General features: G+C 71.9%; 10 protein-coding genes. 5 read left to right on the forward strand and 5 right to left on the reverse strand.

Annotated elements, in window-relative coordinates:
* Positions 1-102: 102 nt before the first annotated feature.
* Together WMF28_RS43475 and dnaK are read right to left on the reverse strand one after the other, a co-directional pair.
* Positions 103-2,127, reverse strand: a complete 2,025-nt coding sequence (locus WMF28_RS43475; RefSeq protein WP_437599641.1) for a hypothetical protein — start codon at positions 2,125-2,127, stop codon at positions 103-105.
* 203 nt (positions 2,128-2,330) lie between these two features.
* On the reverse strand, positions 2,331-4,247 hold the full coding sequence (dnaK, locus tag WMF28_RS43480; RefSeq protein WP_437599642.1) for a molecular chaperone DnaK: 1,917 nt from the start codon (positions 4,245-4,247) through the stop codon (positions 2,331-2,333).
* A gap of 555 nt (positions 4,248-4,802) precedes the next feature.
* Here dnaK and rpmE point away from each other — a divergent pair.
* The 5 genes from rpmE to WMF28_RS43505 all read left to right on the forward strand — a co-directional run bounded on the left by rpmE (position 4,803) and on the right by WMF28_RS43505 (position 8,609).
* A complete protein-coding gene (gene rpmE, locus WMF28_RS43485; RefSeq protein ID WP_437599643.1) occupies positions 4,803-5,018 on the forward strand; it encodes a 50S ribosomal protein L31 in 216 nt (71 codons plus the stop codon).
* A gap of 302 nt (positions 5,019-5,320) precedes the next feature.
* The gene (locus WMF28_RS43490; RefSeq protein ID WP_437599644.1) at positions 5,321-6,436 is read left to right on the forward strand and encodes a DUF1385 domain-containing protein; all 1,116 of its coding nucleotides are present in this window, start codon (positions 5,321-5,323) and stop codon (positions 6,434-6,436) included.
* A gap of 80 nt (positions 6,437-6,516) precedes the next feature.
* Positions 6,517-7,617, forward strand: coding sequence for a peptide chain release factor 1 (prfA, locus tag WMF28_RS43495; RefSeq protein WP_437599645.1), 1,101 nt, complete (start codon positions 6,517-6,519; stop codon positions 7,615-7,617).
* Positions 7,614-8,177 (forward strand): hypothetical protein, encoded by a 564-nt coding sequence (locus tag WMF28_RS43500; protein WP_437599646.1) that lies wholly within the window; start codon positions 7,614-7,616, stop codon positions 8,175-8,177. The genes prfA and WMF28_RS43500 overlap by 4 nt, the downstream gene beginning before the upstream one ends.
* A 93-nt stretch (positions 8,178-8,270) precedes the next feature.
* Complete coding sequence (locus tag WMF28_RS43505) at positions 8,271-8,609, forward strand: histidine triad nucleotide-binding protein (RefSeq protein ID WP_437599647.1); 339 nt, start codon at positions 8,271-8,273, stop codon at positions 8,607-8,609.
* Between the two features lie 22 nt (positions 8,610-8,631).
* On the opposite strand, the gene WMF28_RS43510 is transcribed toward WMF28_RS43505, so the two are convergent.
* The 3 genes from WMF28_RS43510 to asd are packed head-to-tail and all read right to left on the reverse strand — an operon-like array spanning position 8,632 to position 13,712.
* Positions 8,632-10,686, reverse strand: a complete 2,055-nt coding sequence (locus tag WMF28_RS43510; RefSeq protein ID WP_437599648.1) for an FAD-binding protein — start codon at positions 10,684-10,686, stop codon at positions 8,632-8,634.
* A 21-nt stretch (positions 10,687-10,707) separates the two neighbouring features.
* Entirely contained in the window at positions 10,708-12,990 is a 2,283-nt protein-coding gene (locus tag WMF28_RS43515) for a methyltransferase domain-containing protein (protein WP_437599649.1), read from the reverse strand.
* Positions 12,987-13,712: an archaetidylserine decarboxylase gene (asd, locus tag WMF28_RS43520; protein ID WP_437599650.1), complete on the reverse strand. Its 726-nt coding sequence runs from the start codon at positions 13,710-13,712 to the stop codon at positions 12,987-12,989. The genes WMF28_RS43515 and asd overlap by 4 nt, the downstream gene beginning before the upstream one ends.
* Between the last annotated feature and the right edge of the window lie 468 nt (positions 13,713-14,180).

Consider the following 14,180-nt stretch of genomic DNA (forward strand, 5'->3'; position numbering starts at 1 on the left):
GGGCGGACGACGCACGCGCTGCGCGCGTCGTCCGGGGGACACGACCGAGCAGGAGCGGCCGTACCGGGCTGGGCTCCTGCCTGTGATAGCGCATCCGCGGGCTTATGGCTTCGTGATGCCGGCCATCTGGAGCCCCGCCGCGAGGAGCGCGCCGATGTCCTCGAGCACGGGCTTCGACACGTTGATCGAGAGCTCGGCGCGGGGCGCGGCGCCCCCCCGGCCCTGCGCCGTGAGGAACATCAGCCCTTCCCCTTTGTGGGGGAGCTTTGCCAGCGCTTCGCCGAAGCGCCGGGCTTCCGGGGGCAGCGCGACCGGCGCCGCGCCGGAACTGTCCAGCGTCGTGAGCACGCTCTGGAGCGTGCGGGTGATCGGGACGAGCGTCGAGAATCCACCCGAGACGAACTTTCCAGTCTTCAGCTTCTCGAGCCCTGGGCGCGACGCGAGCGTCTCGGTGTCGGGGGCGCCCGCTTTCACCGTGGCGAGCCGCCGCAGCAGCTCGCGCTTGTCGGGCCCGAACGCGATCCACGTCGTCTTCTCTTCACCCATGAGGAAGAGGTGCAGCGTCACCGTCATCTTGGGCTTCGGCTTGGCCTTGCCGGAGGGCGCCGGCTCTGCGTCGCCGTCGAGCGACGGCAGCTCCTTGGTGATCTGGATCTCGACGGCGAGCGACTTCGTCCCGAGCTCCTTCGGCGCCTGCACCGTCTTGACCGTCGGCAGCTCCTTCGGATCGATGTCGAGCTCCGGGAGCCGCTTGCGCAGCGCGGGCGTGTTGTAGGCGGTGACGACGTTCTTCAGGTACTTGATGTACGTGTCGGGCGCCTCCTCGAACCCGAACAGGTTCCAGCCGACGAAGCCGCCCATCATGCTGTCGAACACCTGGTTCGGCGACGGCTTCCCGGCCTTCGCGGCGGCAGGCAGCGCGTCGAAGTACCCGTGGGCGGACACGCTGGGCGCCTGGTTGATCGGCAGCGAGAGGACGTCGGCGAGCGCCTTGCGATCGGCGGGCTTTCCGATCTTCTCCTTCTCGAGCCACCCCTCGAGCATCGCGCCCAGCGTCTTCAGGATGCCGCCGTAGTGCGCCGGGTCGTAGCCGTGGTCGAAGAAGGCGCCGTGGCTGTCCTTCGGCGCGCGCCAGTAGAGCGCCGGCGCGGGCCCGGCGCGGTCCGCGCTGTCGGCCATCGTCTTCGCCAGCCACGACGACTGGCCCCGCAGCTCCAGGGCCGCGGTGAGGTTCACGCAGGACTGGTTGTCGACCTGGAGATCGACGACCGCCCTGCTCGCGTCGTTGATCAGCGCCTCGAGCTCTCCCTGGACGGCGGTGGTCGCGTCGGTGAGCGCCCGGTCGAACTGGGGCTGCCCGATCGAGAGCTGGCTCTGCGCGAGGATCGGGAGCCCGCCGAGCTGCTGCTTGGCCATGTCGCCGTACTTCGCGCTGAGCGGGACGAAGCGGACCTCGCCGTGGATGTCGCGCGCCTCGGGCGCGAGCGTCGGCAGCGTGCGCGCGAGGTAAGGCCCGAGGGTCGTCACATCCCGGTCCCGATCGCCGCAGAGGAGCCGCGCCGGCGTCGAGCCCGCGGACGCGGCGAGGAAGCAGCTCGACGACGCGCGCTCCTTGCCGCCGATCTTCCACATGCCCGGCTTCACCTCGGTGAGGGTGGCGCCGGTCTCGAGCGCGCCCCTGGCCCGCTCCAGCGACGTGAGCCCGAGCGACACGGCCGCGACCGGGTTGCCCCGCTTCGAGCTGTCGTCGAGCGCGACGATGAGGTGCACCGGCGCGTCGAGCGCGAGCACCGCGGCGAGCTGGTTCGTGTCGATGGAGGGGCTCACGAGCTCGCTCAGGACGCCCGCGGAGAGCCCCTGCGCGCCCGCCTCGGCGAGCGCCGGCGGCAGCCCGGCGCAGGTGGCGACGCTCGACAGCGTGGCCGCCGGGTTGCTCCAGCGGAGCACGCCCACGATGTCGGCGGGCTCGGCGACGGGGGATAAATCGAACGCGGGGCTCGCGGCCTGGGGAGGTCCGACCTTGACCTCTCCCTGTCCTCCTGTCGGCGCGGCAGGCGTGGGGGACGGCCCACAGGCGACGGGACCGGCCATCAGGACCAGGGTGGCGAGCGGCAGGAGGGTTCGCATGGGCGCCGGTTATACGGCTCCCGGACATCCGAGTCGACGCCCAAGGAGAGCGCGGTGGGGGGGAGTACGGCGGTCCGCGCCGACCTCCGGCTCCGGGGCTCGAGGCGCGCCACGCAAATGCAAACGAGCGCGGACGAAGCCGCGCTCGTTTCTCGTTGCGTCAGTTACGCCCGTCGAGGAGAGGAGCGCTCACCTCGCGGCGATCAGTTCGACTCTTCGAACTCCGCGTCGATGACCGAATCCTTCCCCTTGCCGCCGGCGGGCGGGGGCGGCTGGCCTCCCGGAGCGCCGGGCGCGGCGCCCCCGCCGTCCTGCGGCGGGCCGGCCTTCTCGTACATGACGCTCGCGATCCGGTGCGCCTCCTTCTCAAGCCGCTCCAGCGCCGTGGTCACGGCCGCGTCGTCCTGCTTCTCGATGGCCGACCGGCCCTCGGCGATGATCCCGTTCAGCGCCGAGACGTCGCCCTCCGGCAGCTTGTCCTTGTTCTCGCTGATCGTCTTCTCCAGCGTGTAACAGAGGTTGTCGAGCTTGTTGCGCCGCTCGATCTCCTCGCGGCGCCGCTTGTCCTCGGCCTCGTGCGACGCCGCCTCGCTGACCATCCGGTTGATCTCGTCTTCCTTCAGGCCGCCCGACGCCGTGATCGTGATGCGCTGATCCTTGCCGGTGGCGGTGTCCTTGGCGTGCACCGAGAGGATGCCGTTCGCGTCGATGTCGAACGTCACCTCGATCTTCGGGACGCCGCGGGGCGCCGGCATGATCCCTTCCAGGTGGAAGCGGCCCAGGGTCCGGTTGTAGCGGGCCTCGGTGCGCTCGCCCTGGAGGACGTGGACCTCGACGCTCGGCTGGCTGTCGGTCGCGGTCGAGAAGATCTCCTTCTTCTGCGTCGGGATCGTGGTGTTCCTCGAGATCATCACGGTCATCACGCCGCCGAGCGTCTCGACGCCGAGCGAGAGCGGCGTGACGTCGAGCAGCACGAGGTCCTTCACTTCGCCCGAGAGCACGCCCGCCTGGACCGCGGCGCCGACGGCCACGACCTCGTCCGGGTTCACGCCCTTGTGCGGCTCCTTGCCGAAGAACTTCTTGACCGTCTCCTGGACGAGCGGGGTGCGGGTCGAGCCGCCGACGAGGACGATCTCGTCGATCTGCTGCGGCGTCTTCTTCGCGTCGGCGAGCGCCTTGCGGGTCGGCTCGAGCGTGCGGTCGATGAGCGGCCGGATCATCTGCTCGAGCTTCGCCCGGGTGAGCTGCTTCTGGAGGTGCTTCGGCCCCGAGGCGTCTGCGGTCAAGAACGGCAGGTTGATCGTCGTCTCCTGCACGTTCGACAGCTCGATCTTCGCCTGCTCCGCGGCGTCCTTGAGCCGCTGCACGACCATCTTGTCGTTCGAGACGTCGATGCCCGTGTCCTTCTTGAACTCGGCCGCGAGCCAGTCCATCACGAGGTGGTCGACGTCGTCGCCGCCGAGGTGGGTGTCGCCGTTGGTCGAGATGACCTGCACGACGTTGTCGCCGACCTCGAGGATCGAGATGTCGAACGTGCCGCCGCCGAAGTCGTAGACGGCGATGACCTGCTCGTTCTTCTTGTCGAGCCCGTACGCGAGCGCGGCCGCCGTGGGCTCGTTGACGATGCGCTTCACCTCGAGCCCGGCGATGCGGCCGGCGTCCTTGGTGGCCTGCCGCTGCGCGTCGTTGAAGTAGGCCGGCACGGTGATGACGGCCTCGGTCACCTTCTCGCCGAGATAGTCCTCCGCGGCCTTCTTCAGCTTCTGCAGGACCTTCGCCGAGACCTCGGGCGGCGAGACCTGCTTGCCGCGCACCTCGATCGAGGCGTCGCCGTTCTTGCCCTTGCTGACCTTGTACGGGATGCGCTTCGACTCTTCCTGCACCTCCTCGAACCGGCGCCCCATGAAGCGCTTGACCGAGTAGATGGTGTTGGTGGGGTTCGTGACCGCCTGGCGCTTGGCGATCTGTCCAACGAGCACCTCGCCCTTGTCGTCCCAGGCCACGACGGACGGCGTGAGGCGTGAGCCTTCCTCATTCACGATGACCTTGGGCTCTTTGCCCTCCATCACCGCGACGACGCTGTTGGTCGTGCCGAGATCGATGCCGATGATCTTGCCCATGACGTTGAACCCTCCGAGAAGTGTTTGCGCGACGGCCTGGTAGCCGCGGGGGCGAGAAGACCCGACCGGCCAGCAGGGCTCGGCTGACAGCTGCCGCGAGCCCCTGCTCCAGAGCCGTCAAAAACCGCTGGGAATCCGGATACTTTCGCCGAATTTCGCGAGCTCGCTGGCCCGCGACCGCGAAACTAACCATGTGCACCCGAGCGTCAACGCCGCCTCTAGCAATTGCCGTGCGCGCGGCCCGGCCCGGCCCCCGGCCCTTGACCGGAGCGACCCCGAGCCGCAGGTAGGTCGTCCACCCCTCCGTGCTGCCCAGCGCTTCGTGCCGGTGTCCCGGTCCGATGTGCTGGTACGGAGCGGCGGGCTCCGCCGGCTACGCCAGGATCTCTCCGGCCGCTCTTTTCTCACGCATCTCGCCGCGCATCCCGCGCCGGACGCCCGGTCCGGGAGACACCGGCCGGGGAGATGGAAGCGCGGCGCGCCGGAGGGGTTTCTTGCGGTCCGAGACGCGCTGAGCTATAGGCGCCCTCCCTCGCAACACCCGAAGGACTCACCATGAAGCCCGGCATCCACCCCGAGTACAAGGACTCCACGATCACCTGCGCGTGCGGCGCCATCGTCGAGACCCGCTCCACCCGCGGCAGCTTTACCACCGACGTGTGCTCCGCCTGCCACCCGTTCTACACGGGCAAGCACAAGATCATGGACGTCGCCGGCCGCGTCGATCGCTTCCGCAGGAAGTACGGGACCGCTGCCAAGCCGGCGGGCTGATCGTCCACCCGACCCGACATCCCCGACATCCCTCCTTTTCAGGCACGTCCGTCACGCCGCACCACGCCCGGGGCGTGGCGGACGGCTCGGCGCGCCTCGAGCTCCCCGCGTCTCGCGAGCGGCCGAGCCGCGCAGGGCGGGCGGCCGAGACGTCGCGCTGCGGACGACGTCGCCCATCCACATTCGCGGCGCAGGTCGGCCGGGCGCGATGCGCCAGCCGCGTTATGCGCTAGATTGGAACGCGTATGAGCGATCAGCCTGCACGTCCGTATATCGGCGGCCAAGCGGTGATTGAAGGGGTCATGATGCGATCGCCGAGCTCGGTCGCCATCGTCTGCCGGCGCCGCTCGGGGGAGCTCGTCGTGCGCGAGCAGCCGATGACCGCGGTCTCGAAGGGGCCACGCACCTGGCCCTTCGTGCGGGGGGTCGCGACGCTCGTGGAGTCGCTGCGCCTCGGGTCCCAGGCGCTCCGGTGGTCTGCGGACCTCTACGAGCAGGATCTCTCGGCCGAAGAGGCGGCCGCGGCCAAGGGCCCGGCGTCCAAGCGAGCGAGCGCCGGACAGGCGAGCGGAGCGACCCTCACCTCGCTGGCGCTCAGCATGGCCGCGATCGCGACGCAGGACGCGGAGCCCGCGCAGATCTCGGGCAGCCCGGGCGCAGGCGGCGCGGACGGGAAGAAGCGGGGAGGGGGGATGGGCGTGATCCCGATCCTCTTCGCGGTCCTGCTCTTCGTGGCGGCGCCTCAGGCCGGCGCCGAGCTGGTCAACAAGCTCCTGGGCCTCGGGCTCGAGGTCACGTCGCCGGGGTTCCAGGCGATCACGGGCGTGGCGAAGCTGGCCATCGTCGTCACCTACCTCCTCCTGATCCGCCAGATCTCGGAGGTTCGGCGCGTTTTCCAGTACCACGGGGCGGAGCACAAGGCGATCTCCACCTACGAGGCGCTCGAGGCGCTCGAGGTCGAGAACGCGCGCCGGAAGACGGCCATGCACCCTCGTTGCGGGACGACGTTCCTGGTCATGGTGGCGCTCGTGTCGATCGTGGTGTTCTCGGTGGCCGGGGCGTCCCTCGGGGCGTTCCTGCCCAAGCTGCCCGGCGGCCGGTTCGTCGAGAGCGTCGGCTTCTTCCTGATGAAGCTGCCGTTCCTCCCGCTCATCGCCGCGGTGACCTTCGAGATCCAGCGGATCTTCGCGCGCTACTGCACCACCGGTCCGCTCCGTGCGCTGCTCTGGCCGGGGTTCCTGGTCCAGAAGATCACGACGGCGGAGCCCGACGATGCGCAGCTGGAGGTCGCCCTCGCCTCGCTCCGCGCGACGCTCTGGCGGGAGGAGTCGGTGGCCGCGCCGGCCCAGCCGGATCGGGTGTTCGAGGACTACTCCAAGCTGCTCGCCGACCCCGGCTACGCTGGCGCCCCCGGCTAGCGCGCACCGGCGCCGCCGCACGCCTCGCCGCCGCACGCCTCGCCGCCGCCGTCCAACTCCGCGCCGTCTTCGGATTGCAGATGCTACCTATCGCGAAACTCGAGGCGGTCCAGCGCCGCTTCCAGGAACTCGATCACCTCATGTGCAGCCCTGCGGTGCTCTCCGCGCCCGCCGAGCTCCAGCGCCTCAACCGCGAGCGGACCGAGCTCGAGCCGGTGGTCGCCGCCTTCGCTCGGTTGCGGGACGTCGAGCGCCGCATCGCCGAGGACCGGGAGGCGCTCAACGATCCCGACCTGGCCGAGCTCGTCCAGGCGGAGCTGCCCGAGCTCGAGCTCGAGCGGGAGCGGCTCGCCGGTGAGCTCGAGGTGCTCCTCCTGCCGAAGGACCCGAACGAGACGCGAAACACCGTGATCGAGATCCGGAGCGGCGAGGGCGGCGAGGAGGCGGCGCTGTTCGCCGCCGACCTCTTCCGCATGCTCTGCCGCTACGCGGAGACGAAGCGTTGGAAGGTCGAGGTGCTCAACCTGAGCGAGGCGTCGGCCGGTGGCTACAAGGAGGTCGCGGCGCTGATCACGGGGCAGGACGTCTTCTCCCACCTCCGTTACGAGGGCGGCGTTCACCGCGTGCAGCGCGTCCCCTCGACGGAGACGCAGGGGCGCATCCACACCTCGACCGCGACCGTCGCCGTCCTGCCCGAGGCGGACGAGGTCGACGTGCACATCGACGACAAGGACCTGGAGATCTCGATCGCCGCGTCGGGGGGCCCCGGCGGCCAGGGGGTCAACACGACGAACAGCGCCGTGCAGATCAAGCACTTGCCGACCGGCATGATCGTGAAGTGCCAGGACGAGCGCTCCCAGCTGAAGAACAAGGCGAAGGCGCTCAAGGTGCTCCGGAGCCGGCTGCTCGAGCTGGAGCAGCGCCGGCAGGAGGAGGCCCAGAGCGCCGAGCGAAGGACCATGGTCGGCACGGGGGAGCGCGCGCAGAAGGTGCGGACCTACAACTTCCCGCAGAACCGGGTGACGGATCACCGGATCGGCCTCACGCTGCACAAGCTCGACAAGATCATCGAAGGGGATCTCGACGAGCTCATCGGCGCGCTGCGCACGCACCGTCAGGCCGAGCTCCTGCGGCGCGGCGGGCTCTCGGAGGCCGCGGGCGCGGTGGGGCCCGCGACGTGAGGGCGTCGCCGCCCATCGATCTGGAGGCGCTGTTCGTCGCGCTCGTGCTGGCGCCGTCCACATTCTCGCGAAACCGCTTCTTCTCGCTTTACGCCGACCCGGCAGCGCGCAGGGTGCGGCGGCGGGCGGCGCTGCTCAGGAGCATCGTGCGGCAGCTGGTCGCCGGCGCGGTCCGCGCCGGGCTCGCGCCCGAGGCGAGCGGCGGCGCGCTGCTCACCTACGACGTGCCATCGCTCGGGCTGAAGCGCACCGCCGCGCTCGACGGCCTCGAGCTCGCAGTGCTCCGCATCGCGGTCGCGCGCGGGGCGGTCCCGCGAGCCGGGCAGCAGGACGGCGGGGGCGCTGCGCCGAGCCCGGCGGCGGGCGCCGCGTTGCCCGACGACCTGCTCCCGGAGCCAGCGGATACCTCTCGGATCGAGCGCGCGCTCGCCCGGCTGCTGCCCAGCGACGGGCACGGCGGAGCCGTGGAAAGTCCTCGGCAGGGAGAGCCGGGAGAGCCGGAGCCTGCGACCAGGACGATGCCTCGCGACCGGGAGCGGCGCGATACGCAAGCGCCCTAGCTCCGCTCGTCAGGCGTGCCGCGGCGAGGTGGCGGTCAGAAATCCTGATAGGGATTTCTGACGCGCGGTACGACGCGGTACTAGGAGACGACCATGTGCATCTTCTGCAAGATCGTGAACAAGGAGATCCCGTCGAAGGTCGTGCTCGAGGACGAGCACGTCTTCGCCTTCCACGACGTGAACCCGCAGGCGCCGACGCACGTGCTCGTCGTTCCGAAGCGCCACATCGCGGGGATGGCCGAGGCCGCGCCCGAGGACGAGGCCGTCCTCGGGCGGCTGCTGCTCGCCGCGCGGCGGGTGGCAGAGCTGACCGGCATCGCGGAGAGCGGCTTCAGGACCGTGGTGAACAGCGGCGCGAACGCCGGTCAGACGGTCTTCCACCTCCACGTCCACGTCATGGGCGGACGGCCCATGGCATGGCCCCCGGGCTGAATCCGGCCAGCACCGGGCGCGATCAGCGAACGTCGCGGGCGGCGCTCACCACCGCGTCGAGCCACGCTGCCTCGGCGTGGCCGAGCGGCGGCTGCCGCGGCAGTGAGGTCGGCAGCGCGCGGGGCCGCGACGCGCCGTGGGCGCGCAGGTGCACGGACGTGATGGCGCCGATGCGCCCGCCGACGCCGAGGAACAGCGCGAAGAGATCCGGGCCCACCGCGCGCCGCGGGGCGGGCCGCACCGCGAGCTCGCCGCCGGACGCGAGCCGCGCGGTGAAGCCGGCGACGAGGTGATCGACCGGGTCGCTCCACGGATCGGGCGCGCCGTGGGCGCCCGCCGCGATCCACGCGTCGAGCGTGAGCTCGCGCGAGGCCGCGTCGACGTCGAGCGCCAGGGTGAGGCCGCGCTGCGCGAGGGCGCGCTCGACCTCGCCGATGCGAGCGTCGCCGGCGGCGTGTACGAGCAGGGAGTCGCCGTCGATCACGGGCGCCGCGGGCGGCGGCGGGAGCGGGCGTCGCGCGGCGGGGGCGGCGTCGCGCGGGAGCAGGTTGCCAGGGTTCATGATGCCGGCAGGGTCGAAGACGCCCCGGAGCGCATGGATGACGTCAACGCCGAGGCCGAGCTCGGCGCCGAGCCGCGGCGCCTTGCTGCGGCCGACGCCGTGGTGATGCGAGAGCGTGCCGCCGGCGTCGATCGCGGCGTCCAGGGCCGCCCGCCAGGCTGCGTCGTACTTCGCCTCGGCCGCCGCGACGGTCGGCGCGCTGCCGGCGAAGGTGAAGTAGATGCTGCAGCCGTCCGGATAGGCGTGGGACAGGTGGGCCATCACGAAGACGTGGCGCCCGAGCGCCTTGCGCACCGACCGGTAGAGGGCGTCGAGGCGCGACCAGGGCGCGGCGACCTCCATCGTGTCGCTGAACGCGCCGGCCATGAAGACGGGCGCCTGGCGGTAGCTCACGCTGTAGCGGTGCGCGAGCCAGTGGCGCGCCGGCTCCTCGCCGAGCGGCCTGGCCCCGCCGCGCTCGGCGATCGCCGCGGCGCGGGCGAGATCGTCCGCGCTCGCGCGCGCCGTGCCCTCGAAGATGAGGATGAGCGTCGCGCCGCGGAGCGCGCGTGACCCGAGGGTGTCGACGACCTGGTTGAGGAGCCCCGGCGCGCGCAGCAGGCCGCGCAGCACGGTGGCGCCGGCCCCGGGGCCTCGCCCGGCGCGCGCCCGCGTGGCAGCCTCCTCGGACGGCGCATCGCCGGCATCGGCGTGGGCGCGCTGCCGGCGCACCGCGCCGAGTCGGGCCATGAAGGAGTCGAACGGGTCGTAGAGGCGCGAGACCGCCGGGCGAAGGCCGGCCTGGAACATCTCCCGCATCGCGTTCCATCCGGCCTCCAGGGTGGGAAAAGAGAAGGCGGCGAACGCGCGCGCCGGCGGGGCCGGATGCAGCCTGAGCGTCGCGGCGGTGACCACGCCGAGCACGCCCTCGCTGCCGATGAGGAGCGGCGTCAGATCCGGGCCGTGCGCGCGCCGATCGAGGCGGACGACCTCGCCGCGGCCGACGACGCACTCGAGCGACGCCACCATGTCCTCGATCTTGCCGTAGAGCCCGGAGCACTGGCCGGCGCTGCGCGCAGCGACCCAGCCGCCCACGGTCGAGCAGAGGATCGACGACGGGAAATGGCCGAGCGTGAAGCCCTCGGCGTTGAGCTCCTCCTCGAAGCGGATGCCGAGGGCGCCGGCCTCGATCTCGACCGAGGAGGCCTGCCGATCGAGCGAGCGGCGGCGGGAGAGCCGCTTCAGGTCGAGCACGACGGTGCGGTCGTCCGGCAGGACGCCGCCGCAGACGCCCGAGCCCGCGCCGAACGGCACGAGCGGGAGCCCCTCGTCCGCGCAGAAGCGGACCACCTGGGCGACCTCCTCGGTGGACGCCGGCCAGACGATCATCCCGGGCCGGTGCTCGGCGATGCGGCCCTCCGTCACGGCGAGGTGGTGCCGCGGCCAGAGATCGCGGGCATAGGCGATCTGATCGACGGGGGACGTGCTGCGCGGGATCCCCGGCAGCGCGCGCGAGATCGCGGCCTCGAAGCTCATGCGTCAGGAGGCCCTAGCGCCTCAGCTCCGCTCGGCAAGGATGATGAGCCGCGGCGACTCGGAGCCGAAGAAGACGCCCGGGTGCGAGGGATGGCCGGTCACCTCGGTGACCTTGAAGCCAGCTTCGTGGAGCATCTTGCCGAGCTCGTGCAGCCCGTAGAGGCGGATCGAGTAGTCGATCTCCCGCGAGCGGCCGTCCTCGAACATGACGGTGCGCTTCACCCTGAGCCGGCTCGTGAAGAAATCCACCTGCATCTCATCCATGCAGACGCAGCCGTCCCCCTCGAACCAGACCAGGCTCGGCTGGCGGGACGCCACGTAGTCGCGGTTGACGATGTCGAGCAGGAGCATGCCGCCCGCGCGGAGGGCGCGGCGGATGCGGGCGAGGACGTCCAGGTTCTTCTCGTCGTCGAAGTAGCCGAAGCTCGTCGACCAGCAGTAGACGCCGTCGAAGGTCTCCTCGAACGTCATCTCGCGCATGTCGCCCTGGAGGAAGTTCAGCTTCTGGCCGCGGTCCTGCGCGTCGTCGGCGGCGCGGGCGAGCATGGCGAGCGACAGGTCGTAGCCGACCACGCTGTAGCCGCGGCTCGCGATCTCGATCGCGTGGCTGCCCGCGCCGCACGCGAGGTCGAGGATCACCGCGCCCTTCTCGACGCCGAGCCGCTCCTCGATGAAATTGACCTCGCGGCGAACCACCTTGCTGTCGATCTTGTCGAGCGTGCGCAGGAAGTCGTCGCCGAAGAGCTCTTCCCACCACGGGCGCTTCCGGCGCGCGGCGGGCTCGGTCGAGGGACCGGAGTTCGGCTCATGCTCGATCGCCTTCGCGGCGGGCGGGGCAGGGGGAGCGGAGGGGCGCGCGGGCGCCGGCGCCTCGCCGTGCGGCGGCGGCGCGGACATGGGCGGCGGCACCGAGCTCGTGAACGTCGCGAGATCAGGCGAGGCCAGCGCATGCGCGCGCGGGCGCCGCGGCGGGGGCGGAGGCGGAGGCGGTGGCTTCTTGGGCTGCGCCGCCTGCGCGTCGGCCCGGGCGGCCCGGGCTTCGTCGGTCATCTCGGCGTCGCGCTCGGGCTCGACCTCCTCGAGATCGACATCGCTGCTCTTCGGCGGCAAGGTGCTGCGCGTCGTGTCGGCCTGCTCCGGCTCGCCTTCGCCTCCCGCGGGCGAGGCGCTCGAGGGCTCGGCCTTCGTGTCGTCGACCAGCTCGGGCTCCGGCTCGAGCTCCGCGAGCTCGTCCGCGGCCGACCCCGGCGGCCAGTCGAGCGGGCGCGCCTCGATCTCCGGCCCCGAGGGCTGCGGCCGTCGGGGCTCGGGCTGGAGGGAGTCGGAGGCGGCGTCGCGCGCCGTCGGCGGGCCCTCCTGGTACGGCTCGAGGCCCAGCGCGGTCTGGCGCTCCTGCGGCCGGATCCTGAACTGAAGCGGCGGCCACTCGTTCTCGGTCGGCTCGGTCAGCAGCGGCGGCTTGGCGGGCTCGGCCAGCGAGGTGACCGGCGGCAGGTTCGACTCGATGCTGAGGATCTGGAGCGGCCGGATCACCGCGACCGAATCCGGATCGATGAGGAGCCCCGGCGTCGGCATCGGCGGCACGCTGGAGGATTTCGGCGACGGGCGCGGGACCGCCCGCGGCGCGACCAGCTCCGCCAGGTTCGGCGGCGGCGCCGGCTTGCTGGCGGGCCTCGGCACCTCGAGCGCCGGGTCGCTGGGAGACCTGGCGGCGGCGTTCAGCCACCCGTCGTCCTCCACGTCGTCGAGCGCCGGCGATCGCGGCGTCGCCGTGTCCGCGGCGCCCTGGTCGTGCGCGGCGCCCTGGTCGTCGCCCTGTTGCGCCGCGTCTCCGGGCACGTTCACGAGCCGCCGCGAGCGGCGCCGCGCGGCCTTCGTGCTGTCGCCGCGCTCCACCTCCGCGGCCCGCTCCACCTCCGCGGCCAGCGATTGCCAGGCCCGCCTGGAGGTGGGCGTGGCCGGCAGGGGGGTGCCGTGCCGCGAGCGCTCCGTGGGCGGCCCGGCGATGCGCGGGTCGAGATCGAGATCCGGGATCTCCGAGAGCTGCCCGCCGGAGCTCCCGTCTGTCATGCCCGGGATGACGTCGAGGCGCGGCAGCGGCGTGGTCGTCGCGAGCTGCGGGCGCACGCTGGGCGTGCGATCGGGCCGTGGAGCGGACGAGCGCGCGGGGAGCGAGCCCTCTCCCTGCGGCGCGAGCGAGGCCGCGTTCCCTGCCTCGCCCGGCAGGGGCGCGCCGGGCTCTCCGGAGGCGCCGCCTTCCTGGGCGGGCGCAGCCAGGGGGTTGCGCGGCCGCTCGCTCGTCATTGCTCGCCCCCTCCGTCGAGCGGCTCACCGTAGAGGATCGGCCCCGGAGCCCTGCTCCAGGGGGGCGCCGCCCCGCGCTCCACGAACATGACCGCGGTGGAGCCGAGGTGGAACTTGCCGATCTCCTCGCCGCACTGGACCGGAAGGGCCGGCGCGAGCGTGTGCACGCCGAGCGGCACGTCGCGCGCGTCGACCGCGCTCACCGTGATCCGTCCGACGATCATCGCGCCCACCATCACGACCGTCACGCGCCCCTGGCGCTCGGTGTCGATCACGATCGCGACACGTCGGTTGCGCGCGAACAGCCCCGGGATGTGGCGCTCGCCGATCGCGTTCACGGGGAACAGCTCCCCCGGCATCGAGCGGATGAGGCTCACCTGGCCGGCGACGGGCGAATGGACCCGGTGGTAGTCGCGCGGTGAGAGGTAGACGACCGCGAACTGCCCGCCGTCGTAGCGCGAGGCCTCCGCGGGGTCGCCCACGAGGTCCTCGACGCGGTAAGGCTGCCCCTTGATGAGCAGGCGCCCGCCCTCGGTCACGGGGCCGAGCGCTGCGACGCGTCCGTCGGCGGGGCTGGTGATGGCTCCGGGATCGGAGCAGACAGGGCGCATCCCGTCGCGGAGCTTGCGCGTGAAGAACGCGTCGAAGCTCTCGTAGGGGCTCGTCAGCACCTCGGCAGCGTCCATGTCGACGCGGTACGCGCGCGCGTAGAGCTTGACCACCGCGTTCAAGACGGCGGCGGGTGCTCTGGCGTCGCAGAGGCGGCCAACGGCCCGGGTAATGCGCTCTCGCGGAAGCACCCGCAACAGCTGTGCGGCGGCGTAGGTGGCAACGGTCATTGTGCGGAGCGGTAACAATGCGGGGAAAAGAGCGGTGCAGGAATGCTAGGCCTCGGGAAGGACGTCGGTCAACGCTCGGGTCAGGCGAACCTCCACGCGCCGGCGCGATCCTCCCATCCAGCGAAGGAGCTCAGCCTTGACGCGACGCGCGACGCTCAGCGCGATCCGTGGCGCGACGCCAGGCCCGTCCCCCGCGCCCCACGTTTCTCCACGTCGTTGCGAGCGCGTCAACCGCGAAGCGCCGCTCCGCGCAAATGGAGGCGCGAGCGCGGGCAGACCGCGCCGCCCGTGCGCTCCATTCTGAAGCGCCGATCCGGAGACCGCGCTGCAGCTTGGAGCGACCCCTGCGAG

This window comes from Sorangium sp. So ce590, from assembly GCF_051521365.1.
Lineage (GTDB): Bacteria > Myxococcota_A > Polyangia > Polyangiales > Polyangiaceae > Sorangium.

What these genes read in the sequence shown, in the direction of transcription:
- WMF28_RS43490 (WP_437599644.1), top strand. Translation starts at nt 5,321, where the DNA reads ATGATGCGATCGCCGAGCTCGGTCGCCATCGTCTGCCGGCGCCGCTCG.
- WMF28_RS43515 (WP_437599649.1), bottom strand. Translation starts at nt 12,990, where the DNA reads ATGACGAGCGAGCGGCCGCGCAACCCCCTGGCTGCGCCCGCCCAGGAA.
- dnaK (WP_437599642.1), bottom strand. Translation starts at nt 4,247, where the DNA reads ATGGGCAAGATCATCGGCATCGATCTCGGCACGACCAACAGCGTCGTC.
- WMF28_RS43505 (WP_437599647.1), top strand. Translation starts at nt 8,271, where the DNA reads ATGTGCATCTTCTGCAAGATCGTGAACAAGGAGATCCCGTCGAAGGTC.
- rpmE (WP_437599643.1), top strand. Translation starts at nt 4,803, where the DNA reads ATGAAGCCCGGCATCCACCCCGAGTACAAGGACTCCACGATCACCTGC.
- prfA (WP_437599645.1), top strand. Translation starts at nt 6,517, where the DNA reads ATGCTACCTATCGCGAAACTCGAGGCGGTCCAGCGCCGCTTCCAGGAA.
- WMF28_RS43475 (WP_437599641.1), bottom strand. Translation starts at nt 2,127, where the DNA reads ATGCGAACCCTCCTGCCGCTCGCCACCCTGGTCCTGATGGCCGGTCCC.
- WMF28_RS43510 (WP_437599648.1), bottom strand. Translation starts at nt 10,686, where the DNA reads ATGAGCTTCGAGGCCGCGATCTCGCGCGCGCTGCCGGGGATCCCGCGC.